25 protein-coding genes are annotated in these 25,729 nt (G+C 38.2%); 12 read left to right on the forward strand and 13 right to left on the reverse strand.

Annotation, left to right across the window (positions count from 1 at the left end):
• Window positions 1-31: 31 nt before the first annotated feature.
• From ACTJJG_RS00630 to argC, 6 genes are all read right to left on the reverse strand, one after another.
• A complete protein-coding gene (locus ACTJJG_RS00630) occupies window positions 32-1,087 on the reverse strand; it encodes a 3-deoxy-7-phosphoheptulonate synthase (protein ID WP_005073981.1) in 1,056 nt (351 codons plus the stop codon).
• Between the two features lie 425 nt (window positions 1,088-1,512).
• The gene (locus tag ACTJJG_RS00635) at window positions 1,513-1,875 is read right to left on the reverse strand and encodes a YnfA family protein (protein ID WP_005069026.1); all 363 of its coding nucleotides are present in this window, start codon (window positions 1,873-1,875) and stop codon (window positions 1,513-1,515) included.
• Between the two features lie 3 nt (window positions 1,876-1,878).
• Window positions 1,879-4,155 (reverse strand): ATP-dependent Clp protease ATP-binding subunit ClpA, encoded by a 2,277-nt coding sequence (gene clpA / locus ACTJJG_RS00640; RefSeq protein ID WP_005073979.1) that lies wholly within the window; start codon window positions 4,153-4,155, stop codon window positions 1,879-1,881.
• 9 nt (window positions 4,156-4,164) lie between these two features.
• A complete protein-coding gene (gene clpS / locus ACTJJG_RS00645) occupies window positions 4,165-4,578 on the reverse strand; it encodes an ATP-dependent Clp protease adapter ClpS (RefSeq protein WP_002121129.1) in 414 nt (137 codons plus the stop codon).
• Window positions 4,579-4,587: 9 nt separating this feature from the next.
• Entirely contained in the window at window positions 4,588-5,346 is a 759-nt protein-coding gene (locus ACTJJG_RS00650) for a DUF6776 family protein (protein ID WP_014206946.1), read from the reverse strand.
• Window positions 5,347-5,421: 75 nt separating this feature from the next.
• On the reverse strand, window positions 5,422-6,477 hold the full coding sequence (argC, locus tag ACTJJG_RS00655; protein ID WP_016805956.1) for an N-acetyl-gamma-glutamyl-phosphate reductase: 1,056 nt from the start codon (window positions 6,475-6,477) through the stop codon (window positions 5,422-5,424).
• 184 nt (window positions 6,478-6,661) lie between these two features.
• Here argC and ACTJJG_RS00660 point away from each other — a divergent pair, with 184 nt between their 5' ends.
• The gene (locus ACTJJG_RS00660; RefSeq protein ID WP_032055970.1) at window positions 6,662-8,182 is read left to right on the forward strand and encodes a hypothetical protein; all 1,521 of its coding nucleotides are present in this window, start codon (window positions 6,662-6,664) and stop codon (window positions 8,180-8,182) included.
• On the opposite strand, the gene ACTJJG_RS00665 is transcribed toward ACTJJG_RS00660, so the two are convergent.
• Complete coding sequence (locus ACTJJG_RS00665) at window positions 8,179-8,859, reverse strand: YgjP family zinc-dependent metalloprotease (RefSeq protein WP_032055968.1); 681 nt, start codon at window positions 8,857-8,859, stop codon at window positions 8,179-8,181. The genes ACTJJG_RS00660 and ACTJJG_RS00665 overlap by 4 nt on opposite strands.
• A complete protein-coding gene (gene rpiA, locus ACTJJG_RS00670; protein ID WP_032055966.1) occupies window positions 8,859-9,530 on the reverse strand; it encodes a ribose-5-phosphate isomerase RpiA in 672 nt (223 codons plus the stop codon). Before rpiA ends, ACTJJG_RS00665 begins: the two co-directional genes overlap by 1 nt.
• 101 nt (window positions 9,531-9,631) lie before the next feature.
• On the opposite strand from rpiA, the gene ilvA reads away from it, so the two are divergent.
• The 3 genes from ilvA (at window position 9,632) to ACTJJG_RS00685 (ending at window position 13,330) form a co-directional block, all read left to right on the forward strand.
• A complete protein-coding gene (ilvA, locus tag ACTJJG_RS00675) occupies window positions 9,632-11,179 on the forward strand; it encodes a threonine ammonia-lyase, biosynthetic (RefSeq protein WP_014206951.1) in 1,548 nt (515 codons plus the stop codon).
• Window positions 11,180-11,323: 144 nt separating this feature from the next.
• A complete protein-coding gene (locus ACTJJG_RS00680; RefSeq protein WP_005069007.1) occupies window positions 11,324-11,974 on the forward strand; it encodes a potassium channel family protein in 651 nt (216 codons plus the stop codon).
• Window positions 11,975-11,992: 18 nt separating this feature from the next.
• Window positions 11,993-13,330, forward strand: coding sequence for a TrkH family potassium uptake protein (locus ACTJJG_RS00685; RefSeq protein ID WP_032055964.1), 1,338 nt, complete (start codon window positions 11,993-11,995; stop codon window positions 13,328-13,330).
• Window positions 13,331-13,369: 39 nt separating this feature from the next.
• Here ACTJJG_RS00685 and ACTJJG_RS00690 read toward each other — a convergent pair whose 3' ends face one another.
• Together ACTJJG_RS00690 and ACTJJG_RS00695 are read right to left on the reverse strand one after the other, a co-directional pair.
• The gene (locus ACTJJG_RS00690; RefSeq protein ID WP_032062745.1) at window positions 13,370-14,521 is read right to left on the reverse strand and encodes a phospholipase A; all 1,152 of its coding nucleotides are present in this window, start codon (window positions 14,519-14,521) and stop codon (window positions 13,370-13,372) included.
• A 21-nt stretch (window positions 14,522-14,542) separates the two neighbouring features.
• Window positions 14,543-17,482 (reverse strand): insulinase family protein, encoded by a 2,940-nt coding sequence (locus ACTJJG_RS00695; RefSeq protein ID WP_440608907.1) that lies wholly within the window; start codon window positions 17,480-17,482, stop codon window positions 14,543-14,545.
• A 382-nt stretch (window positions 17,483-17,864) separates the two neighbouring features.
• On the opposite strand from ACTJJG_RS00695, the gene ACTJJG_RS00700 reads away from it, so the two are divergent.
• From ACTJJG_RS00700 to ACTJJG_RS00735, 8 genes are all read left to right on the forward strand, one after another.
• Window positions 17,865-18,869: an adenosine kinase gene (locus ACTJJG_RS00700; protein ID WP_017480985.1), complete on the forward strand. Its 1,005-nt coding sequence runs from the start codon at window positions 17,865-17,867 to the stop codon at window positions 18,867-18,869.
• Between the two features lie 16 nt (window positions 18,870-18,885).
• Window positions 18,886-19,194 carry a Rieske (2Fe-2S) protein gene (locus ACTJJG_RS00705; RefSeq protein ID WP_002121079.1) on the forward strand — a complete coding sequence of 103 codons (309 nt, stop codon included), beginning with the start codon at window positions 18,886-18,888 and terminating at the stop codon, window positions 19,192-19,194.
• Window positions 19,195-19,219: 25 nt separating this feature from the next.
• On the forward strand, window positions 19,220-19,828 hold the full coding sequence (locus ACTJJG_RS00710; RefSeq protein WP_002121106.1) for an OB-fold-containig protein: 609 nt from the start codon (window positions 19,220-19,222) through the stop codon (window positions 19,826-19,828).
• Between the two features lie 378 nt (window positions 19,829-20,206).
• The gene (gene cydP / locus ACTJJG_RS00715; RefSeq protein ID WP_005073962.1) at window positions 20,207-20,401 is read left to right on the forward strand and encodes a cytochrome oxidase putative small subunit CydP; all 195 of its coding nucleotides are present in this window, start codon (window positions 20,207-20,209) and stop codon (window positions 20,399-20,401) included.
• A complete protein-coding gene (locus ACTJJG_RS00720; RefSeq protein ID WP_032055956.1) occupies window positions 20,401-21,987 on the forward strand; it encodes a cytochrome ubiquinol oxidase subunit I in 1,587 nt (528 codons plus the stop codon). Before cydP ends, ACTJJG_RS00720 begins: the two co-directional genes overlap by 1 nt.
• A complete protein-coding gene (gene cydB / locus ACTJJG_RS00725) occupies window positions 21,984-23,129 on the forward strand; it encodes a cytochrome d ubiquinol oxidase subunit II (RefSeq protein ID WP_032055954.1) in 1,146 nt (381 codons plus the stop codon). Before ACTJJG_RS00720 ends, cydB begins: the two co-directional genes overlap by 4 nt.
• Window positions 23,130-23,139: 10 nt before the next feature.
• Window positions 23,140-23,241: a cytochrome bd-I oxidase subunit CydX gene (gene cydX, locus ACTJJG_RS00730; protein ID WP_000270276.1), complete on the forward strand. Its 102-nt coding sequence runs from the start codon at window positions 23,140-23,142 to the stop codon at window positions 23,239-23,241.
• Window positions 23,242-23,541, forward strand: coding sequence for a cyd operon YbgE family protein (locus ACTJJG_RS00735; protein ID WP_004791954.1), 300 nt, complete (start codon window positions 23,242-23,244; stop codon window positions 23,539-23,541).
• A gap of 12 nt (window positions 23,542-23,553) precedes the next feature.
• On the opposite strand, the gene ACTJJG_RS00740 is transcribed toward ACTJJG_RS00735, so the two are convergent.
• From ACTJJG_RS00740 to ACTJJG_RS00750, 3 genes are all read right to left on the reverse strand, one after another.
• Complete coding sequence (locus ACTJJG_RS00740; RefSeq protein WP_032055951.1) at window positions 23,554-24,078, reverse strand: GNAT family N-acetyltransferase; 525 nt, start codon at window positions 24,076-24,078, stop codon at window positions 23,554-23,556.
• A gap of 78 nt (window positions 24,079-24,156) precedes the next feature.
• Window positions 24,157-24,828, reverse strand: coding sequence for a YccT family protein (locus tag ACTJJG_RS00745; RefSeq protein ID WP_032055949.1), 672 nt, complete (start codon window positions 24,826-24,828; stop codon window positions 24,157-24,159).
• A gap of 220 nt (window positions 24,829-25,048) precedes the next feature.
• Window positions 25,049-25,645, reverse strand: a complete 597-nt coding sequence (locus tag ACTJJG_RS00750) for a nitroreductase family protein (RefSeq protein WP_032055947.1) — start codon at window positions 25,643-25,645, stop codon at window positions 25,049-25,051.
• Window positions 25,646-25,729 lie beyond the last annotated feature (84 nt).

A 25,729-nucleotide genomic window follows, 5' to 3' on the forward strand; every position in this document is an offset into this window, starting at 1 on the left:
TTACAGATCCCTTTTTAAAGCCCATAAATAATTAAGCGGAATGAGCTAATTCTTTTGTCTTTAATTGCTTCGAGACATTTAATAAAAGCTGCTCTGTTTTTTCCCACCCTAAACAACCATCAGTTACTGACTGGCCATAGGTCATATCACAAGAAATCTTTTGGTTACCATCAACCAAATGACTTTCAATCATGACACCTCGAACTTGTGTTTTTAAACGTTCAGCAACGATTTGCTGTAAAACTTCTGGCTGACGCAACGGATCTTTCCCACTATTACCATGACTACAATCAATCACCAGTGCAGGTAAATTCTGTTTGTACTTTTCGCGTATAGCCTGAATTGAAGCCAAATCGTAATTTGGCCCATGATTCGCACCACGCAAGATCAAGTGAGGTAATGGATTTCCAGCACTCTGAATCACTGAAGGCAAGCCTTGTTGATTCATTCCTAAAAATTGATGTTCATTTTGCGCGGATTGAATCGCATCTAGTGCAATCTGAATAGAACCATCAGTACCATTCTTGAAACCAATACTGTATGGCATATGACTAGAGATTTCACGGTGAATCTGAGATTCGCTTGTGCGAGCTCCAATTGCACCCCAAGCCAATAAATCATCAAAATAGCCAGTTGCCATTGGGCTTAAAATTTCACTCGCAATTGGCAAGCCCTTTTCAATAATTTGTAGGTACAGTTCACGAGATTTTTCTAAACCAAGTTGTAAATTTGATGAGCCATCTAAATTCGGATCATACATGAACCCCTTCCAACCAACTGTGGTACGTGGTTTTTCAATGTATGTACGCATCACGATAAAAATCTGATCTTTAACTTTTTCTTGTAATTTTTGTAGTTTTTCAGCGTATTCAAGTACTGCAACTGGATCATGAATTGAACAAGGCCCTGTAATTACCATTAGACGATGATCTTTGCCGTTAAGAATATTTTGAATAATTTGGCGGTGTTCGGCAATTTGACGTGCGAAAGAGTGTGCAAGCGGGTATTTCGCTTTTAACTGGATAGGTAAACTAACTGGTGTTTCTTTTGTATTGGTTTGAGTCAGTAAAGTATTTAGGGCATTCATTGGTTTTTTCCTTGGGACTGCAATCTACTCAGTCCGATCATTTATTTGAGCGTTTTGGATCTATTCGTTGGTAAAGGTAAGCAAAAGTAAAACCAATAAAAGTTGCTAAAGTACGAATAAGTCATGTTGTTCATTTTAAGTTCCTCGATTCTAAAAAGATAAAGCATAAAAAAACCTGATCGGGGTTGCCGATCAGGTATTAACTGTGATGGGCAACTTTCTCATGCCCGAATACGCTCAGGCAACTATCTAAATTGCCAAAAGTAATAATAAGCGTTAGTGTTCACAGATTGATTTAACATCTTTATCTCAAATATTAAAAAATGTTCCTTAAATCTAAAATACGCATTGTTGATGAGTTTGACAAGTCTTTTTTTTGAAAAAAACTTCTTATTTTCTCGCTTAAGATTTGATTCAATGATGCATTAACGAATCAACCCTTGAGGTTGCAAAATAATTAAACCAGCTCCACAAAGCACAATTAGACCACCTAATATATCCCATCTTGTTAATCCCACCTGATCAACAAAGCGTAGCCACATAAGCGCAGTAAAAATATAGATACCGCCATAGGCCGCATAAATGCGCCCAGAAGCTGCCGGATGTAAAGTCAACAACCATACAAAGATAGCCAGACTTAAGACCGTAGGTAGCCACAGCCAAGCCGACTTACCCTCTTTTAAAATCAGATAAGGAAAATAACAACCAAGAATTTCAGCAATTGCCGTGATAATAAATAACCCGAATACACTGAGTATTCGGGTTATAGCAAGACTATCAATTAACATAAGTTATGCTGGTTCTGCCGTATGATGATCTTCAAACACTTCAAGTTTTAAGCCGACAGCTTTGCCATCTTCTTTTTTCACCGATACAGCCACGTTACCACCATGATCTGCAAGTTCACCAAACAGAATCATTTCAGCGAGTGGTTTCTTCAAGTGTTCTTGAATGAGACGTTGCATTGGACGAGCACCCATCAAACGGTCATAACCATTTGTAGCTAACCAATCTCGTGCACTTTGATCAACATCAAGAACAACTTGTTTTTCATCCAATTGCGCTTGTAATTCTGTCAAGAATTTGTCGACTACAGACTCAATCACAGTTGTTGGCAATGCTTTGAATTGAATAACACCATCTAGACGGTTACGGAACTCTGGAGAGAAAGCACGTTTCATCGCTTCTTGGTTATCAGAACTATGATCTTGTTCCGTGAAACCAATGCTCGCGCGAGAAATACTTTCTGCTCCAATATTCGTAGTCAGAACAATAATCACATTTCTAAAATCTGACTTACGTCCATTGTTATCCGTTAAAGCACCATGATCCATGATTTGTAGCAATAGATTAAACACATCTGGATGTGCTTTTTCAATTTCATCAAGCAACAAGACACAATGTGGATTTTTGTGAATCGCATCAGTAAGCAAACCACCTTGGTCATAACCCACATACCCTGGAGGTGCACCAATTAAGCGTGAAACTGCATGACGTTCCATATATTCAGACATATCGAAACGTACAAGCTCTACACCCAATAATTTAGCGAGTTGCTTAGTAACCTCAGTTTTACCTACACCTGTTGGACCAGCAAAAACAAAACTACCCACTGGTTTATCTGGTGACTTCAATCCAGCACGAGATAACTTGATCGCTGAGCCTAATGCAGTAATTGCTTCATCTTGACCAAACACCACACGTTTCAAATCACGCTCAAGATTTTCAAGCACTGACTTATCATCTTTAGACACAGTTTTTGGTGGAATACGAGCAATCTTAGAAACGATATCTTCGATATTCTCTACAGTAATCAAGCTATCATCACTTTCAGCTTTCAAACGGCGTTGAGCACCTGCTTCATCAATGACATCAATTGCCTTATCTGGCAAGAAACGATCATTAATGAACTTAGCAGAAAGCTCTACAGCTGATACCAAAGCCTTATCGTCATATTGTACGTGGTGAAAATCTTCAAACTTAGTTTTCAATCCACGTAAAATATCAATCGTTTCCGAAATACTTGGCTCATTGACATCAATTTTTTGGAAACGACGTGATAACGCATGGTCTTTTTCAAAAACCTGACGATATTCTTGGAAAGTCGTTGAACCAATACAACGTAAAGTACCATTAGCTAAAGCTGGCTTAATAAGATTTGAAGCATCCATTGTGCTGCCCATACTTGAGCCTGCACCAATGATCATATGAATCTCATCAATGAATAAAATCGCATTTGGATTTTTCTTCAATGCATTAAGCAACTGTTTTAAACGTTTTTCAAAGTCACCACGATATTTAGTTCCAGCAACTAATGCACCAATGTCCAGACTATAAATTTCAGCCTGACTTAAAGGTTTAGGTGCTTTACCATTCACAATTAACCATGCCAAACCTTCAGCAATCGAGGTTTTACCCACACCTGGATCACCCACAAGCAATGGATTGTTTTTGCGACGGCGACACAGAATTTGAGCTGTACGCTCAATTTCTTTTTCACGACCAATCAATGGGTCAGTTTTGCCTTTTTGCGCTTCAACATTTAGATTCAGCGTATAAAGCTCAAGTGGCCCTGCATTGCTTGCGCTAGTTTCACCTTCAATATCTTCAACTTCTTCTTCAACTTGTACTTCGTCTTTACGTGTCCCATGAGACAAGTATTGAGTCAATGTCAAACGATTGATTTGATGACGTTTAAGTAAATACACAGCAAAAGAATCACGCTCTGAATACATTGCGACCAAAACATCTGCACCTTCAACAGTACGATCGCCGCCACTTGATTGCACGTGAAAAATAGCACGTTGCAAAATGCGGTCGAAACTTTCTGTTGGATGAGGCGCTTGCTCGCTATTTTCGCCAAGCTTAGGAGTATGCTGTTCTACATATTCTTCTAATTCTTTACGCAAAGAAACTATATCAGCCCCACATGCTTTTAATGCATTCACGGCTGAATCGTTGTCGAGTAGTGCTAATAATAAATGTTCAACTGTAAGAAACTCATGTCTCTTTTGACGAGCCATGCTAACAGCCAAACGTAATGATACTTCTAATTGACGACTGAGCATGTAACCCCCTTATGCTTTAGGCTCAATCTGGCAAAGTAATGGATGACCTTGCGATCGAGCGTAATTATTAACAAGGTTTGCCTTAGTTTCCGCGATGTCTCTTGGATAGACTCCGGCAATACCTTTACCTTCATAGTGTACTGTTAGCATTACTTGAGTTGCTTGGTCAAGATTCATTGCAAAGTATTGTTGTAAAATTTCAATTACAAAGTCCATTGGAGTGTAATCGTCATTCATTAATACGACTGCATATAATGGGGGACGCTTGAGTTCAGGAGGGGCTGTTTGTACAACAACCTCTCCATCATGATCTTCGTTTTGCGAATCACTTAAGCGTGGGTGGAAGTGCCAATCGACATAGCCAGACTGCTGAAAAGAAGCCTTGATATCTTTTAAGTTTGTTTGACGCTTATTTGTTCGCATAGGATGTTACTATTGTGAATTTGCTTCAGCTTGAGGAATTTCTGCCACGAAAGCAGAAGATGTTTCGACAGGTTTACCACGCTGCCAACTAAAACGTTTAATAATCGGTGTATCAGAGCCACCAGTTAAACGCACTTCAATAAATTGAGGCGTGAAACCTTTAGGCATTGTCCAACGACCTGTTAAGCGCTCAAAGTCAGTAAAGTTAAAGTTCTTCGCTTCAAGTGGTACGACTAAAACCTCAGTATCTTTGATCAATCTGATTTCAACCGATCCTAAAGCACGGCGCTTACTTGGACTTACTTGAACTAAATCTAGTTGATATTCATAAGCATTTTCAGGTAAAGGCTTAATTGCCAGATTTTGGATTGTTAAGCTCAAACCACCGCGCTGTCTCAAAATCTCACGGTAGATATTACTCATACCTTCTTGCTGAGTCTTATCGGCGTTCGCTTGATTAAGCGCTTCAAATAGATCATTTGCATTCGTCACAGCCACATCACGCTCTTGCACCGCTGCATTAAGGCTTTTGTTAACTGCATCTAAGGCTGTTTTTTGCTTTTGCACCACTTCAACCAATTGCTCCGCATCTGCATCGTAACCAACAACAGTTAAACCTTGACGGTGCCCAATTGTATAGCCGAGCGCAAAACAACCACTCATTAAAATAGCAGCACCAATAAACAAAGGCTTATTGGTGTTTAAAAATTTTTTCTTTTGCAACGAACTTTCTGCTGAAGTCGTCTGTCCAGAGTTTTGCATCGTCATCTCAGTGTTCAAGATCAGAGTCAAGACACACATTTAAATCGAAATTTAAATGTGTGTGAAGCAAAAAAGAGTTTTTTATGGTAATAAACCAATCCCTTGTAAGCCTTCATCTTCATTAAAGCCAAACATAAGGTTCATATTTTGTACAGCCTGACCAGATGCACCTTTTACAAGGTTATCTTGAGCCGCCAAAATAATCAGTTTATTTGGTTGTGGTTTATATAATGCAATACGAAGTTCATTCGCACCGCGTACACTACGTGTTTCAGGTGAACTATTTGCAGGCATAACATCTACGAATTTTTCATTAGCATAGAAGTTTTCATACAAAGCTTGTAAGTCTGTCTGCTTACCAGCTTCTGTCAAATCTACATAAATTGTACTCAGCATACCGCGAATCATAGGTACTAGATGAGGAACAAATAAGAGTCCATCAAACCCGCCCTTTTGTCCTGCAATATTTTCTAAGGCTTCTACAATTTCTGGATGGTGACGATGACCTGCAACACCATATGCTTTAAAGTTATCAGCGTTTTCACTATAAATCATGCCCAAGCTTGCTTTACGGCCAGCACCCGAAACACCAGACTTCGCATCAATAATAATATTTTTGGTTTCAATGAGTGCTTGTGCTGATTTTAATAGTGGCGCTAAACCTAATTGAACAGTCGTCGGATAGCAACCAGGGTTACCAATAACTTGAGCTTGTTTAATTTTTTCGCGGTTTAACTCAGTTAGACCATATACAGAATCTTTTAGTACATCTGGGCAAGCATGCTCCATACCATACCATTTTTCAAATTGTTCAAGATCTTGTAAGCGAAAGTCTGCTGCTAAATCAATAACTTTAGTTCCAGCTGCAATTAAATCTTTGGCATGTTGCATGGCAACACCATGTGGCGTTGCAAAAAATACAACATCACACTCTTTTAATGCATCAATGTTTAAATCTGAAAATTGAAGATCAGTATGTCCACGTAAATTAGGGAACATATCTGCAACTGGTTTGCCCGCTTCTGTACGTGAAGTAAGAACTCGAACCTGCGCTTTAGGATGTCGTAATAAAATACGTAATAGTTCAACGCCTGTATAACCCGTTCCACCAACAATTCCGACAGAAATCACGTGCATTACCTCAATTTTTGAATCTATACTTGAGCAGTAGTATGACAGGATGTCCAAGCTTACAAAACCATTTCATGCTTAGTAATTTTAATTTTTTTAATTTTAGCGACAATCAGATAGCACTTACTGGACTGTCATAACCACATAAATATCAGCAAATAAATACCAGATTAATTTTTGGAGAGCTAGGATGCTTCATCAATCAAAAGAAACAAAATTACGCACGTACCTTGGCTTGAGCACATTTATTTTAAGTGTAGCCCTTACTGGTTGCGGAGGTGGAGGTAGTAGTGGAGGCAGTTCACCCACTACACCAACGCCAGTTGACCCTACACCTGAAGCAACAACTGATGTTACTTTAAAAACCCCTGTAGAAATGCGTAATATCCAGCTTAAAGTATATGACAATACCAACAATGCTATTTTAGTGGATACTTCAATTGCGAGTTTAAATAGCTTTAATGTCAAAATTCCTACTGCAAAATTGAATCGTTTATATCGCGTAGAAATTACAACTCAAAGCTCATCTCAAGTGTTTGACCCCATTACTCCACAATACCAAAATTTGTCAGGTATTTATCATGCATTTATTACACCAAACAGTGTAAGTGGCAGAATCCAATTCATTAGCCCAAGCAGTGAAGCAGTTTATCAACGAGCTGTCATACGTTCGGGACAACTCCCTCAAGAAACGGTTGACCCAACCCGTATTGAGCAATTACATGTGGATTTAGCTTCTCAAGATGTCTACAAATCGTTAATGAATGCGTTTAAGGATGGTGACATTCCAAGTTTAAGTCCAGCTAATTCCCTTCTGAATTTAACTTTGTTGCGATACTCAACTACTAAACCTAGTACATATGTAGATAGTTATCTTAGCTTTGGTTACTTACAATATTGGTCAACGATTCATGGCGGAGCAAACACCTACCAAGAACTTGTTAAAAGTTTAGCAACTGATTTAAAAGATGGCTTTTTGGATGGGAAAAAACTTCATGGGGATCAAACATCCTTCACTCCTATTTTCACACCTGCTCCAGATAATATTGATCCACTAAAAAATACGCTGTTAGATATTGCAGCTAATCAAAAAGTAACGCGCGATTACTTTGGAACCAACCTAAAAGCATCTACTTTGCAATTGGCTCAGGCTAATTCACAACAGTCTTTAGATCAGACGGGTTATGAACTTCTACAAAAAAAACAATATACAGGAATTGTTCCTACTGTAAATTCAACAACATTCATTCGCATTGACGGTGCTGGAGATTACCGTAGAGCTGTTGGGTTTACCACCACAGCGACGTGTAATGGATCAAGCTATCCATGCAAACAAGGCTTAACTAGCATCAACCTATCAGATCCAAACCTACCAGCTACAGACTATTTAGTGGGCCACTATGAAGACACCTCAACTGGATGTCAGCTTAATTTTCGCGCGAACGGTCAAATCGACTTAAGTAAAGGTTCACAAATTTATCGTGCTGCTTTAAGTGCTGATAGTACCGATAATTTATTGCAAACAGATGCTGCTAGTTCAAGTTATTTACTCAATTCAAGTTCAGCCGAACCAAATAACACGACGCAACAATACAACTTTATCCAATTATCTATTAAAGCAAATAAAATTATTAGTGCTAAAGCAGGTTTAGATAGCCGGAAAGCACCCGATAGCTTACAAACACCTCAACTAGAATGTACCTTTAGTTAAGCTGAAACATACCACCATGCAGGCAATGGATTTGATTTAAGTTGTCTGCGGTGTTTTTGAAAATATGGATCGTATTTTTCAACTTCTGCCCAAAATGCAGGACTATGGTCAAAATGTTTAGTATGCGCTAACTCATGAATAGCCACATAGCGAGCAATTTCGTGTGACATAAGTACCAGTCCTGCATGTAGCATAATATTATGCTGACTACTACAACTTCCCCACCGAGTTTTCGGGCGGCGAATTGTACACTCCCTATAAGCCAAATGAGTGTGCTCACTTAATTCTTTTAAAAGCTCTGGTAATTCTTGTTTCGCATAGGCAATAACTGCGTTTTGCAATGCCAAATATGGCTGTGTGTTTTTAATAAATAAAGAATTGTTTTCCCAGTCGAATTGAAAAACACGATGCTGCTTTTGAACAATCACTTGAAATGGCTGTTCTTTATTAAAGAAATAAATTTCCGAAGGAATTTCAATGGATGCCGATTGGACGTTTTGTTGCTTATTCCATGTCTCGGTTAACCATTGTTCAGATTGTGCTAAAAAATGCTGAATTTGTTTTTTACTACAAAATAAAGGAACCGTAAGACGGATTGAAGCAGGCTCAACACGTAAGCGCAATTTTCGTGCTCTTACGTGTCGAACGATTTTAATCTCTGGCATTTTTGCAGACATTACTGTGCTGTACGCTCTTCAATACCATTATTCGTTGCAACAATTGCAATCGTTGCCGGATTTAAGGCGAAGATACCGTTAGTTACCACACCAGGAATATTGTTAATTGTTTTTTCCAGCTCAATAGCATTTAAAATATTAAGATTGAAAACATCCAAAATAACATTACCGTTATCTGTAACTACACCTTCACGATAAACCGGATCACCACCCAAACTTACCAATTTACGAGCTACAGCTGAACGTGCCATTGGAATAACTTCTACTGGTAATGGGAAATCACGTCCAAGTTGATCAACCCATTTTGAATCATCAACAATACATACAAATTTCTTAGCGATTGATGCAACGATTTTCTCACGTGTTAATGCAGCACCACCACCTTTAATCATATGCATATGGCGATCAATCTCATCTGCACCATCAACATAGGCATCTAGGCTACCTACATGGTTCATATCAACCACTTCAATACCAAGTTTTTTAAGGCGATCAGCAGTTGCTTGAGAACTTGCCACAGCCGCTTCTAATTGTAATTCAGGTAATAAATCAATTAGAAAGTTTACGGTACTTCCAGTCCCAATACCCAAAATGCCACCTTTGGGTAAGTGTTTTAAAGCAGCTTTCGCAGCAGCTTGTTTCTTTTCATCTTGGGTTGCATATAGGCTCATTACATCACTCAACTATTTTTTGACATTTATGCGCCAATAAACGGCGCAAATGCACAAGGGTTTGCTACAATAATTTCCTATTTTAAACTGTTATAGGGAAGATGAACATGCTGTCTCGTGTGGTACGACAAATTTTACAAGCAACGGTTTATGATGTTGCAATTGAAACACCTCTCGAAGCAGCTCCACGAATTAGTCAAAAATTAAACAATACAATTCGTTTTAAGCGTGAAGATTTACAACCCGTTTTTTCTTTTAAATTACGCGGTGCCTATAACCGTATTAGTCAATTACCAAAAGAACAACTTGAACGCGGAGTAATTTGCGCCTCTGCTGGTAACCATGCTCAAGGCGTAGCTTTGTCAGGACAAAGACTAGGAATTCCCGCTATTATTGTTATGCCAAGCACAACACCTGACATTAAAGTTCAGGCTGTTAAACGCTTAGGTGGTCAAGTCGTATTACATGGCGATAGCTTTGATATCGCAAATAAATATGCTCAACAACGTGCTGAAGTTGAAGGTCTTGTATTTATTCCACCTTATGACGATGAACTTGTCATTGCAGGTCAAGGCACAATTGCCAATGAAATTTTACGTCAATGGCGTGATGTAGAGTACGTGTTTGTTGCCGTAGGTGGTGGTGGCCTTATTTCAGGCGTAGCAGCTTACCTTGGAGAAGTTGCACCGCATGTAAAAGTTATTGGCGTTGAATATGAAGAGTCTGCTTGTTTAAAGGCAGCTTTAGAAGCAAATGAACGTGTAATTTTGCCACACGTGGGCTTATTTGCAGATGGTACGGCTGTTGCCCAAATTGGTGCTTTACCTTTTGATATTATTCGTTTGCGCAAATCTGATAACTCAGGCCCGATTGTTGATCCTGATATTGTGACTGTGAATACAGATGAAATTTGTGCAGCAATTAAAGACACATTTGATGAAAACCGCAGCATTGTTGAACCTTCTGGCGCAATGGCTTTAGCGGGTATCAAAAAATATATTCACGAACATAAAATCAGTAATAAAAATATGGTGTCGATTGTGTGCGGCGCCAATATGAATTTTGACCGCCTCCGTTATATTGCTGAGCGTACCGAGTTAGGTGAGCAACGCGAAGCGATTTATGCAGTTACCTTATCTGAAGAAAAAGGCGCATTCTTAGGCTTCTGCCGTGCTTTACAAGGCCGCAATATTACTGAGTTTAACTACCGAGCAAACAATACAGAGGAAGCACAAGTATTCGTCGGTATTAGTTTAAAAGGTGGAGATGCAGAGCGCCATGAAATTTTGGAACAATTAAAACAGCAAGATTATATTGTAGATGACCTTTCTGACGATGAAGTTGCCAAATTACATATTCGTTATTTAATTGGTGGTCATGCAAATCTAGATGATGAAAGATTGTTCCGTGTTGAGTTCCCTGAACGACCTGGTGCGCTCTTAACCTTCTTAACTCGTTTAGGTCCAACCCACAACATTACCCTCTTCCATTACCGTAATCACGGCGCTGCTGAAGGTCGTGTATTAGTTGGCTTACAAGCAACAGATGCTAAACAAAACCCTGATGGATTGATTGAGACTCTCGAGCAGATTAATTATCCGTATGCAGAAATTACTGATAACGTCGGCTATAAACGCTTCTTAAAATAATCTTTAATTTTGATGAAGAAGCCGACAAAGTTGTCGGCTTTTTTATACAATCTTTTTATATTTCTATCATCTTTACATTGCATCTCTTTATCTTAAAGAAAATATCCTTAAAAATAATGATCTAACTCGGAAAAAAGGACCAACATGGCACAGTTTGCAGTCATTGGCTTAGGTAGTTTTGGAGCCACAGTTGCTCAAGAACTCACAAAATTGAATCATGATGTTATTGGCATCGATACGGTAAAAAAGAATGTCGAAAATCTTGCCGACGTTTTAACTCATGCCGTCATTGCTGACGCTACCGATGAACATGTGCTTGACGAATTGAATATCCAAAATTGTGATGCTGTTGTAGTCGCAATTGGTGAAGATATTGAAGCCAGTATTTTGTGTGTGTTGAACTTAAAAAATTTAGGAATTGATAAAATTTGGGTAAAAGCAAAAACCAAAGCTCATCACACCATTTTGTCACACCTTAATATCAATAAGATTATTCATCCTGAAGAAGATATGGGCGTAAGAGTTGCTCAAGCTCTGAACTACCCTATGGTAAGCCGCTATATGTCTTTAGAAGATGACCATTACATTATCAAGATTGAAATCCCAGATAAGCTTAACGGCATCAATTTATATGGCATTATGCAGCAGGCACCTCAAGTCAAAACATTGCTCGTGAAAAGACAGCAGCAAATTTTGTTTGAGACTGAAGAAAATTTCACTTTGCAAACACATGATATTCTTATTTTAGAAGGTCATTTATCACAGTTAAAGAAACTTTCTAATTGCTTCTTATAAGAAAACGAACTCTAGAATATGTCTATATATCCCAAGCCTCATAAAACGTTAAATTTAAGCCCTCCTTCACTTTTAGCGCTAGGGTTTTTAGGCTTTATTACTTTTGGCACTTTATTGCTTAAATTGCCATTTGCGAATACAGGCAATGTCAGTTGGATGGATGCGCTTTTTACAGCCACCTCAGCAGTTACCATTACTGGTCTATCTGTTTTAAATATTCATGAGTCTTTTACTCTCTTTGGGCAAACTATTATTTTATTACTGATCCAGTCTGGCGGTTTAGGTTTTATGACTTTTGCGATATTGGCCGCATTAAGTTTGTCACCAAAAGTTGGTCTTAAACAGCAAATGATGGCTCAAGATAGTCTCGGGCAAACAAGCCTATCAAAAGTTACCTTTGTTGCTAAAGGCGTTGTCACCTATACTCTTATTTTTGAGCTGATTGGTACAGTTATTCTTACTACCGCTTTTACACCAACCTATGGCTTTGCTCGTGGTTTATATTATGCGGCTTTTTACAGTATTTCCTCATTCAACAATGCTGGTTTTTCATTATTTTCCAATAGTTTAATGAATTTCCAAAGTAACTATATTATTTGTATAACCATTAGCATCCTTTACACCTTAGGTGGTCTTGGTTTTTTAGTGCTCATGGATATTAAACAAAACAAAAAATGGAAAAAACTAACGCCAAATAGCAAACTTATTCTTACCACCATTGCAATTATTAACCTCGTTGCCTTTATTTTAATATGGGCTTTAGAAGCTCAAAATCCCGCGACTTTAGGGATGTTAAACTCAGGTGAACAAGCATTAAACGCTTGGTTTCAGGCAACCGTTCCACGATCTTCAGGCTTCAATACCATTGATACAGGTGCAATGACCAACAGTAGCTCATTACTAATGATGTTACTAATGTTTATTGGTGGTGGTTCACTGAGTACAGCTGGTGGAATCAAAGTTGGCACCTTTGTCATCTTAGTACTTAGTGTAATTTCATTTTTACGCCGTACAGATGAAATTAGAATATTTAACCACTCTGTATCTCACGAAACGACCTATAAAGCATTAGCAGTGACTGCTATTACGAGCATACTGATTTTTATAGGCTTCTTTACTCTTTTGCTCTTAGAACCTAAAGCAGATTTTATGAACTTGCTTTTTGAGGTTGTTTCAGCGGCATGTACAGTGGGTCTCTCTCGTGGAATCACACCAGATTTACATAACGGTAGTTTATTCATTTTAAGCCTACTCATGTTTGCTGGAAGGCTTGGACCTTTAACACTCGCCTATTTAATCGCTACTCCGAAAAAGAGTCGACTCAAACATCCTCAAGCCAATATTCAAATTGGATAATAAAAAAGCCGCTTTAAAAGCGGCTTTTCTTATAGCTTCTTAGTACCAATTCAAGAGCGATACACCCAAACCAGCATAAGTTGCTCGATGGTTATAATCAATTAGGCTTTCACCATAACCGTTAAACAACTGGAAATGTCCGCGTAACTTGCCACTGATTGGAAAAGCCCAGTCAAATTGCACAGCACCATGAGAGTCATCACCACCTTTCAATGAATGACGCAGCATTAAAGAGAAGTCATTCTGCTTCCACTTATAAAACGCTGTTAAATCACCACGACCAATGTAATCTTCCATATCCGGATTATTATCATCTTTACTATCTTCTTCAAGACGAATCCATGGACGAAGCATTAAAGCAAAATTACCACGCTCCAATCCAACATTAAAAATTACACGGTTCCAGCTACGAGATAATGGATCTGAACGACCATTTGACTGATGGTTTAAGGTAACTCCAAGCAAACGTCCATCCAAACCAAGCAACTCGTAGTTCGTTCTAAACATTAAACTTGCTTCTGGCTCATAGTTCGTTTCACGGAATGGGCGAGATTCTTCAGCATTGAACGTCTGCCAACGTGAAGATTGTGTATACCCTACCCACAAATCACCATTATTTCCAAAAATATTTTCCCAAGCTTTGGTTTTCAAAGAAATCTGAAACTTACTTTCTGTTGATTTCAGATTCTGAGCATCCGTTACAGTGTTATTTGGATTTGGACTACTCGGGAATTCATTCTTGTCACTGGTCCAAAATACAGGTAGTAAATAGACTGGCTGATAAGCACGAATATTCCAAACACCGAGTTTACTTTTTTCAGATAACTCCCAACGTTGATCTAGCAAAGAAGTAGTAGGTTCAAGTGTAGGCGCTTTACCAATCACTTTAATATTACTAACTGTATCTACCACCTTCTCTTTAAATGTTTCTGGTTGAACAACAGGCTGATCGATTTTTTTAACAGGCTCAGGTACTACAGCGGCTTGCACAACAGGTAGAGCTGCTGGTTTAAATACAGAGTCGTAACAAGCCAGACGATCGGCATTCGAAGCAAGAGCAACACATGCATCAACTGTGGCAGGGTTTGCTGGAGCTAAGGTATCAGCATATGTTACAGACGCACATAAACAGCTAAGCACGATTCCCATGCTTAGCTGTAAAGATGTGCGTTCAAATTGTTTGAACGCCATGTTCAATCTCCAATTTTTATTTTAATTAACTTGTTGAATGGTAAAACCTAATTGCTGCAATTCATCACGTTTAGCAAATGGCGCAACTACAGCTTTTACAGGAGTTTGCTCTACTAAATATTGACGAGCAACACGTTTTAAATCATCCAATGTTACATGCAACAATCTTTCACGCAAAGTACGGCGGAAAGCTGGTGTTCTCGCATGCAACAATGCATAACATGCTGTAATCGCTTCACCTGCTGGAGAGCCTGGTTTATCCATACTTGCCACTAAACCAAGAATTGCTTCTTCAAGCTGATGAGGTTGTTGCTCTGTATTTAATAACCATTGCACGCTTGCTTCAAAGTCTTTAAACGTCTCTGCTAAACGTGGGTCACGGTAGCTAAAGAAACGGAATGAACAAGCATTTCCATCATAACTAGCACCGCCGCCATAAGCACCACCTTTTTCACGGATAGCACTGTGCAAGAATCCGTTACGTAAATAAGCTGCCAATACCATTAATGGAGCCGCATCTGGATGTGATACTTCTACGGCTTGATATGCAGACGCACAGAATTGAACGTTTGCCTGAATTAACCATGCTTCATGATTATTATCATTAGCTTGTTCTACTTGAGTTAACTCAGTTGTAGCTGTATCAACATTCAACTTATCCCAAACATTCTGGATTTCTTCAACCAAACGTTCAGATTGATGTTCTTCACACACTAGTAAGAACTGTTTAGGTGCTTGCAACAACTTACTATGAATACGTTTTAATTCTGCAATCAGCTCATCGTAAGCGGCATCATCTTGGGTAATTTTAGTAACAAGCTCACCCAACCAATTCAATGCACCTAAACCCGTGTTTTGATAGTCACGTTGAGCCAGGGCACTCATGTTACGAGAAGCAATCTGCATCGCATAGCTGTGACCTGAACCAGATAAACGAGATTGCCAACGTGTTTTACGTTGTTGCAGTAACTCGATAATTCGTTCTTTCTCATCAAATCGAAGCTGTTCAAATGCTAATTTTAATAAATGAATTGCATCAAATTTCTGAGTCAAAGATTTAGTCGTTAAAGTCAGCCAAGCACTAATTTTATCTTTATCATCAACTTTACTACGTAAAGAAGCGCCCATTCCTAAACCACCACTTACAGCGGTTTGCAAGTTTTGTAGTTCAAGATAGCCATATTCGCCTGCACCCACATCACCCATCAAAATAGAAAGCAAATTGAAGTAAGGTGACTTCACAATATCTTCAGGAATCTGAATGAGTACTTGTTGATAGTAAATGCCGTTAGTACCCGCATGGTACAAGTTCAACGGCGTATCCATACGATTACAAATAATTTCGCGTAACTGACCTTGCACAATATGCAAGTCAGCAGGTACATCTTCCAAACCTACTTTTGGCAATAACTCAAGATTATCAGGAGTGTCCTGACGTTCCTCTAAAGCCTTAGTCTTAGCAATGATTTCAGCCTTATCAGCATCTGTTAGCTTTTCACCAATAGCCGCTAAACGAGCTTTTTCCGCTTCCTGCTCTTTTACAGACTTGGTCGGGTCTGGAACTAAAGTCATCTGTACGCGATGAGGGTTGTCGAGCAAATGTGTTTGAATCAGATTTGATAACCACATTGGGTCTTTCAACTCTTCTTTAACTTGTGCAATTGCGCTGTCAACATCCCAAATTTGGATTGGATCATTATGGTGAATCGCACCACTTAAGCCATTTAAAATTAGACTTAAACCATACGGTGTACCATCACCATTAATTTCACGTTGATGTAACTCGATTTGATGCAAAATTGCATCGACTAAATTACTATCAATTGGTTTTGCAGCAACATCACGCAGAATATTTAAAACACCATCTCTAAAGCTTTGCGCATGTTCAGGATTTGAACCTTGAACACCACAGTAGAAAGTCATTTCAAAATTACTATCGTCTACGCCCATTAATGGACCTGTAGATTGAGCATAACCACAAGTTTCTAAGTAATGACGCAGTGGCGAAGCCGAATTTTCTAATAAAATCCCTTCGACTAAACGCATTCCTAAACGCAATTTAATGTCATTTGCTTCCGGTAATAACCAAGATAGAACATGATAAGTTTTATCTTTTAAATCATCACTATCAACACCGTAGTTCTCTGTTACTTCAATTGGTGCAGCTAAACGTTTTTCATGCTTAGAGTATAAAGTTGTTCCCGCAGAAAACTTGTGTAGGGCTAGTTTTTCAAACTGCTCTTGTAGTTCATATGCTGTCTGATTACCAAAGGTCATGAATACAGCATTGCTTGGGTGGTAATGTACTTTATAAAAATCGACTAACTGCTCATACGTTAAATCAGGAATATCTTTCGGATCACCACCTGAGTTGTAATGATAGGTCGTTTCAGGAAATAAATGATGAGCCAACTGATGATAAAGTTGATCAGACGGCGCACTCATTGCACCTTTCATTTCATTAAAAACAACACCTTTATATACAGGTTGACCATTTTCAAGTTCAATACGAATACCTTCTTGAGCAAAATCAAGTGGATTCAAATTGGCAGCAAATGCCGCATCAAGATAAACAGAAAGTAAGTTTTGAAAATCTTTTTTATTTTGAGTAGCGAATGGATATGCTGTCCAATCTGCTGCTGTAAATGCGTTCATAAAAGTATTTAAAGAACGACGAATCATTAAAAAGAATGGATCACGTACCGGAAACTTTTCAGATCCACACAAAGCCGTATGTTCTAAAATGTGTGCCGTGCCTTTAGAGTCCATAGGCTGGGTTCTAAAAGCAACAAGAAATACATTTTCATCATAATCAGTTGCCAAGTGATAATGCACCGCACCTGTGACTTTATGCTTATATTCAGACACTAAAATATCTAATGCTTCTACATGGTGCTGACGTAGCAACTGAAACGCAGGGTGAACAGTTTGAGAAATGGTTTCAGTGACATCTACAGTCATGTGATCTCCTAACATATCGGATAAGTGAATAAGTCTCATTATAGCCTGAGTCAGCTTGAGATTGGCGAACAAAAGCCAAGTAAAATACTATGTTTTTGTTGAGTATTAGTTTTCATTGGCACAGCTTTGATATCAAGCACATAGCCATGAATGTTTTATCCTAACAGAACAAAAGCTTTTAATTCTATGTATATGATAGACATTGAATAAAAAAGCTGATCAATTTTATCTCAACGAGCTATTTGTGAGTCTAAAGAATTTTCACACAATAATATTTTTCCACTAATTTTTGATTTAACTGAATTTTATTCAACAAACTACAGCAAATCCAAGCAATGGTGTAAACTTAGCAACCTGATTTTTTTATTTTGTGACAACACATATGGCAACTGTAGATCTTTTTGCAATTGGTAATGCATTAATCGACCAAGAATTTAAAGTGTCTGATGATTTTCTTAGTCAACAAGGTTTGCAAAAAGGCACCATGCAGTTGTCCGATGGCGACACTCAATCTGCTCTTTATGCGGAGTTAAAACAGCATCAAGATTATAAAGGTCAAGCAAGTGGTGGTTCTGCTGCGAATACTACTGTAGCCTTTAGTGCATTAGGTGGAAGTGCTTTTTATGGTTGCCGCGTTGGTAACGATGATTTGGGTTCAATTTATCTGCAAGGTTTAAATGAAGCTGGCATCCAAACCACTCCAAAATCAATCAGTGAAGGCGTGACAGGTACCTGCATGGTACTCATTAGTCCTGACTCTGAACGTACAATGCATACTTATTTAGGCATCACTGCTGAACTTTCTCAAGATCAAATCGACTTTGAACCGTTAAAAACAGCAAAATGGCTTTATATTGAAGGTTATCTTTCTACAAGTGAAACAGCGCGCAAAGCTGTAAAACAAGCCAGAGAAATTGCAAAAGCAAATGGCGTTAAGATTGCTTTATCTCTTTCAGATCCTGCCATGGTGCAATACGCTCGCGAAGGCTTAGAAGAGCTCATGGATGATGGCGTAGATTTACTATTTTGTAATGAACAAGAAGCCTTAATGTATACAAATACAACAACTGTTGAAGATGCTCTTGCTCAATTACGTTTTAAAAATCATACAGTAGTCATTACACAAAGTGCTAAAGGTGCTTTAGTTTCTAACTCTACTCAACATTTCCATGTGGCAGGCCGTCATGTAGAAGCCGTTGATACCAATGGTGCGGGTGATGCATTTGCAGGCGCATTCCTATACGCCCTAAACCATCATCAAGATTTGAATGCTGCTGCACAGTTGGCTGTCTTGATTTCTAGTGAGGTTGTTTCTCAGTTTGGCCCACGTTTAGCAATTAATGATTATGCTAAACTTCTTGAAAATTTTCAGAAGGAATGTGCTTGAAATGGAAAGGATCTGTATGACGGAAGAAGTTCCTGAGCGTGAAGCTAGAGCTTTTGACACTTTACAAGGAACTACTATTTTCATTACGCAACGTGATGGCGCATTCTATGCTTATCAAAACCTATGCCCTCACTTGCAAACAGAGCTTGAATATTTAGAAAATCAATTTCTGGATCAAGACCAAGAATATATTCAATGTTCTACCCATGGTGCTTTATTCACTGTGGAAACAGGCGAATGTATCTCAGGACCATGTTTAGGTGATTTTTTAAATAAAGTTGAGATTAAAGTACATTCAGATGGCGGTATCTATATCGTAGACTGAAGCGATCAACATTAGAGTTTCTGCCATGGCTGATTTCTTTTTCAATTATTATCTTATGCCATTTCACTTAAGTGTAGTGGCTTTGATATTACTCAGCGTGGTAGAAACCATTGGTATGTATATTGGACTTCGTCCAAGTCAATTACTCAAAAAAATTGCGCCTGTTTGGCTTTCTAACTCACCACTACTTAACGTTAAATTTTCTAAAGCCTTAATTTTCGTTTTTTTACTAATCAACTTCAGTTTTGCAGGTTATTTTTTACAGCTTTCTTTCTTTGCAATCCAGCATTATTTTATTTCACCATTTTATTTAATCGTCCCAGCCCTTGTCATCGCAATCTTTTTTACTGTATTCATGATTCACTGCCTTGACCAAGTAATTAAACCAAAGCTTACTCATACAAATTATAATCTTTTAGGACGATTAGCGACGGTTTCCAGTGGTAATGCTAGACCTGGGTTTTCTGCCCAAGCGCGAGTGCGTGATGAATTCGGCCAGCTCCACTACGTTCAAGTCGAACCAGAATACGGCGAACTCGAATTATACTCTCAGGTTATCCTTGTCAGAGTGCATAAAAGTCATTATGTAGCCAAGAAAATTTCTGTATCAAACGATCTTTTCGCTCCCGATTAAATTCTTACTATTATTCTATTCACTTACTGCTTTTAGCAGTCTTTATTACGCCTATATTTTATTATTTTCTTTTTAATTAATTATTTATTATTCCAACCATTTTAGTTTGAAATATAATTTGTAAATATAATATACAACCATTTTAGTTGGTATTAAATTAAAACAAACCATTTTAATAAACTTAATATTTTTATTTACAAGTGTTTTAGTAGGATTTAATAATTAATTCAAACTATTTTAGTATAGTATTTATTTTAAAATATTAAGTGATTGTTTTATATAAATTAATTATTTAAATATTCATTTAAAATATATTTAATGTTTATTTTTATTATATTTTGATTAATAATAAAATTAATATCAAATGAGGTTTAATTTATGAGCCTTAATTTTAAAAATCTTAATGGTCGTTTAGTTAAAGAAATCACTATTATTCTAATAATAAAAATAGTGCTTCTTTTAACGATCAAACATATTTGGTTTGATGCTCCCACCATCCCCAAAAATTTTGACAATCAGGTCGCCGAGCATATTGCTGGCGATAACATTTCCCACATTAAGGAGACACGTTGATGATTTCTGAAAGCGTGGTTGATCTTTCGCGGTTTCAATTTGCGATGACCGCAATGTATCACTTTCTTTTCGTCCCTTTAACTCTAGGTTTGGCATTTATCCTTGCCATCATGGAAACCACTTATGTCATTTCCGGTAAAGAAATTTACAAGGATATGACTAAATTTTGGGGAAAATTATTTGGTATTAACTTTGCTTTAGGGGTAACAACTGGCTTAACCATGGAGTTCCAATTTGGAACAAACTGGGCTTATTACTCACACTATGTAGGTGATATTTTTGGTGCTCCATTAGCAATTGAAGGCCTTATGGCATTCTTTCTTGAGTCTACATTTATAGGTCTATTTTTCTTTGGATGGGACCGTTTAAGTAAGGTTCAGCATCTAGGCGTAACGTGGTTAGTCGCTCTAGGTTCTAACATGTCAGCACTCTGGATTTTAGTGGCGAATGGTTGGATGCAAAACCCAGTAGGTGCTGCATTTAACTTTGAAACCATGCGTATGGAATTAGTTGATTTCGGCGCGCTTATCTTTAACCCTGTAGCTCAGGTGAAATTCGTACATACCGTTTCTGCGGGCTATGTAACTGGTGCAATTTTTGTACTTGCCATCTCAAGCTATTACTTACTTAAAAAACGTGATCTTCCTTTCGCACGTCGCTCATTTGCAATTGCTGCCATTTTCGGTCTTGCATCTACACTTTCAGTGATTCTGTTAGGTGATGAATCTGGCTATGAGCTCGGTGATGTTCAAAAAACTAAACTCGCTGCGATCGAAGCCGAATGGGATACTCACCCTGCTCCTGCTCCGTTTACTTTGTTTGGTGTACCAAACCATGAAGAAATGCGGACAGATTATGCAGTTAAAATTCCATATGCATTAGGTTTAATTGCAACTCGTTCAACAACCAAAGAAGTTACTGGTCTTAAAGATCTCATGCAACAGCATGAAGTTCGTATTCGCAACGGTATGCTTGCCTATGCCGAACTTGAAAAATTACGTGCAGGTGATCGTTCACCAGAGTTATTAGCCTCTTTTGAAAAAAATCAAAAAGATTTAGGTTATGGCCTACTTCTTAAGAAATATGCACCCAATGTAGTTGATGCAAGCGAGCAAAATATTAAAGCTGCTGTAAAAGATACTGTTCCAAATGTTACAGCGCTATTTTTCTCTTTCCGCGCGATGGTTGCCTCTGGCTTCTTAATGCTATTACTTTTCATTTTAGCGACTTGGGCTGTAGCAAAAAGAAATGCTGAAAATAAACCTTGGCTCCTGAAATATGCATTGTTTGCTCTTCCGCTTCCTTGGATCGCTGCACAAACTGGTTGGTATGTAGCTGAAGGTGGTCGTCAACCATGGTCTATTGGTGAAATTCTACCAACCCACCTCTCTACTTCTAGTTTAAGTACTGGTGACGTATGGGGTTCGATTATTGCGCTAGCAGCGTTCTACACGGCTCTTTTGATTATTGAAATGTATTTAATGATCAAATTTGCTCGCTTAGGACCAAGCTCTCTACACACTGGCAAATATCATTTTGAAAAGCAAGAACCGAAAGCAACAGCTAATGGGGAGGCCTTATCATGATTGAATATGAATTATTGAAAATCATTTGGTGGGTGTTAGTTGGCGTACTTCTGATCGGCTTCGCTCTGACTGATGGCTTTGATATGGGGTCTATGGCTCTCATGCCTTTCGTTGGAAAAACCGATAGTGAGCGCCGTGCTGCAATCAATACCATTGCCCCACACTGGGATGGTAATCAGGTTTGGTTTATTACAGCGGGTGGTGCACTATTTGCTGCATGGCCAATGGTTTACTCAGTCGCTTTCTCAGGCATGTACTGGGCACTCTTGTTAGTTTTATTTGCACTTTTTCTAAGACCCGTAGGTTTTGATTATCGTTCTAAACTTGAAAATACCAAATGGCGTAACTCTTGGGACTGGGGTCTGTGCATCGGTGGTGCTGTTCCAGCGCTTGTGTTTGGTGTGGCCTTCGGTAATTTGTTTTTAGGTATTCCTTTTAGTTTAGATAGCACTTTACGCTCTGAATATACAGGCAGCTTTTTTGCCCTTCTTAACCCCTTTGCTTTAGTTTGCGGTGTGGTAAGTCTGTCTATGCTTTGTGCACATGGCGGTGCATGGCTCATGCTACGTACTGATGAAGCTTTAAAACAGCGCTCTGCCAAAGCTACTCAAATTATGGCAATTATCTTTTTAATTTGTTTCCTTGTAATTGGAGCATGGCTGTATTTTGGGCAAATGCCGGGTTATAGCTATGCTGTTGCTATAGATCCAAATGCTGCACTCAACCCTTTAGCTAAAGAAGTGGTGACTAATAGCAATCCTGGTTGGATGAATAATTACAGCACCTATCCAGTGACTAAAGTTGCTCCAGTTCTTGCCATCTTAGGTGCAATCATTGCAATTTTTGCATCTTCAAAAGCAAAAGCAGGCTTAAGTTTTACTGGCACAAGTTTAATGATTGTTGGAGCAATTTTAACTGCTGGCTTTGCCTTATTTCCGTTCCTGCTTCCATCTAGTATCAACCCTAATTCTAGTTTGACGATGTGGGATGCTGTATCAAGTCACCTTACTTTAGGCGTTATGACTGTCGCAGCCTGCATTTTTGTTCCTCTTATTTTGATCTATACCAGTTGGTCTTATTACAAAATGTGGGGAGTCATTACCAACAAACACATCGAGTCAAACTCGCATAGCTTGTATTAAGGAGAACACAATGTGGTATTTCGCATGGATCCTAGGCATTTTGATGGCATGTTTTGCGGGTGTACTCAGTGCACTTTATATCGAACATCATCAAAATTTAGATGAGGAATAAATGATGGCAAAAGCAATGACAGCATCAAATCATCGAAAAGCTCAAGCATTTGCAATGGCCCTTTCTTTTCTGTTGGCATTGCCTCTTGCTGCAATTTTGTTGGTTTATCCTTCACTCATGCTAGATGCTAACGGACACTACAATCATAGCCAGCTTATGCTGGTGATGATTGGTATTTCTGGTGGTTTTATTTATGGAGTGGGTTTCGTACCCAACTTCTGGTTATGGAAATGGCTATTTAGCCCATGGGTGGCTTGGCCTCTCATGCTTTTAGGTTATTACATCTGGTTTCTAACCTAAATTAAAAAGACCTCATCTGAGGTCTTTTTTCATTTCAACCAATTTAATAGGGACCCTTGGCACCCCTACATTTGCTTCAACCGGATATGACTGCTTATTACCCGTTTTCATATATCCACGTCTTTCATAATAAGCGATCAATTCAGAACGGACATCTAGCACATACATTAAGGCGCTGGTCAGATGGGGATCTTCTTTCAATGCATATTGCTCTGCATATTCTAAAACAGATCGACCCACTCTCATATTTTGAACTTGAGGATCAGTACAAAATGTTCCAATCTCAACCTGATTATTTTCAAATGTAAGCCCAATACAAGCAATAAGCTTGGAAACAGAAGTTTCTGCTATCAATAATGTTGAATTCCTAAGTTGTAGTTGTGCTTCTAATTGAAACTCTGTAATACGCTGTCCTTCTACCCAATCAAGTTCTGTTGTCCAACTTCTATCTTGTTGTTCTCGATAGGACTTATTAATTAAAACTACGAGTTGTGGAATATCAGGAAATTGAGCTGAGCGGAAATTTAAATTATTCATAAAATATACTTAGGCTATTTATAAAAATTCTAAAAATAAAGCCGATATTAAATCGGCTTTATTTTAAATAGCAATAAATTAATTTGATTGTTCAGCTAACCATGCCATAAATTTTTGACGCTCAGCTTTAGAAGCTTTTTGCCAAGTTTCTACTAAACGTTGATCATTCGTTTGGGCTACACCCGTTACTGGCATAGATGTTGGAGCTGGTACAGCCACCTGAACAGAAGTAGGTTTAGCAGAGGCATACACTGCCTCAGGCTGCGATTTAGATGATTTAGTCGTAAAGTCAGTGACTTTTCCTAATAAACCCGTTGCAAACCATGGTTTTGCCTCATTGTTTGCACCAGTTTGTTGTACGATTAATTCATTATTTGCGCTGTACAAAGCCACAGTTGGTTGCTCAGCATATTTCTTTGCTTGTTCAAATTGCTTTGGTGCATCTACCATCGAAAGCTTATAAGTTTGCCCATCTTTGAGTACTGGAGTTTGAATTGTGACTACTCCAGATTTAACAATGTCATGCTCCCCGCTTAAATGTTCAAAGTATTCTTGATAGCGCACACTTAAGCTTGTTTCACCAGCATCGACTTTATAATTATTTTTAGATGAACGAAATAACCCAGAGTTGACTTCCTGACCATTCACCGCAAGGATTACAATTTCCTCTGGTGCTGTAATTGTAACTGCTGAAAATACCGAACCGCTGAGTAATAAACCAATTGCAGCAACACCTAATCTTAAAGTCATCTGTCTCTTTCTCTGTGTTTGATAAGCTATTAAATCATGAGCAATATGCAATATGATTGTGACTATTTTATGACAAAGCAGTTATCGACTAATTTCTTGATTTATTATTTTGAAATATGCATTTGAATTTCATAAATTTTCGTTTTATGTATTCTTCCTCTTCATTCTAAAAACATAAAAAAAGCACCTAAAATAGATGCTTTTTTTAATTTCAATTAAATTAATTGAAAGTTTTGAAACGATCAGCATCATTAATAAATGCTTTTTCACCTGCTGGTGCTTCAACCGAACCAAATACTAATTGAGCACGTAATTTCCAAGTTGCAGGAACATCAAATGCTTCAGCTGCGTCTGCATCGACAATTGGGTTATAGTGCTGTAAAGATGCACCTAAACCAAGCTCTGAAAGCGCAGTCCAAGTTGCAAATTGAGCAATTGCACTTGAGTGTTCAGACCATACAGGGAAATTGTCTGCATATAGTTCGAATTGCTCTTGTAAGCTTTTAACAACAGCTTGGTCTTCATAAAATAAAACCGTACCAACACCAGCTACAAAGCTATCAATTTTTGCATTTGTACCAGCAAAAGCTTCTGCAGGAACAATTTTACGCAAAGCTTCACGAACTAAATTCCAGAATTTAGCATGAGATTCACCGTATAGTGTCACTACACGTGAAGATTGTGAGTTAAAAGCTGAAGGACTATGTTTAACTGCTTCACGGATAGTTTCTTCAATTTTAGTGTGATCTAATGCAACGTTTTTACCAATTGCATAAATTGTACGACGGTTTTTAATTTTATCTAAGAAAGTAGACATTTTGTTATTTCCTACCTATTGATTTGACCAAGGGTCGTTGTTTGGGAATGAGTACAGTGTATTAAAGTCATTTTTCATAATCAG

The organism is Acinetobacter sp. 22512 (assembly GCF_052044755.1).
GTDB lineage: Bacteria > Pseudomonadota > Gammaproteobacteria > Pseudomonadales > Moraxellaceae > Acinetobacter > Acinetobacter pittii.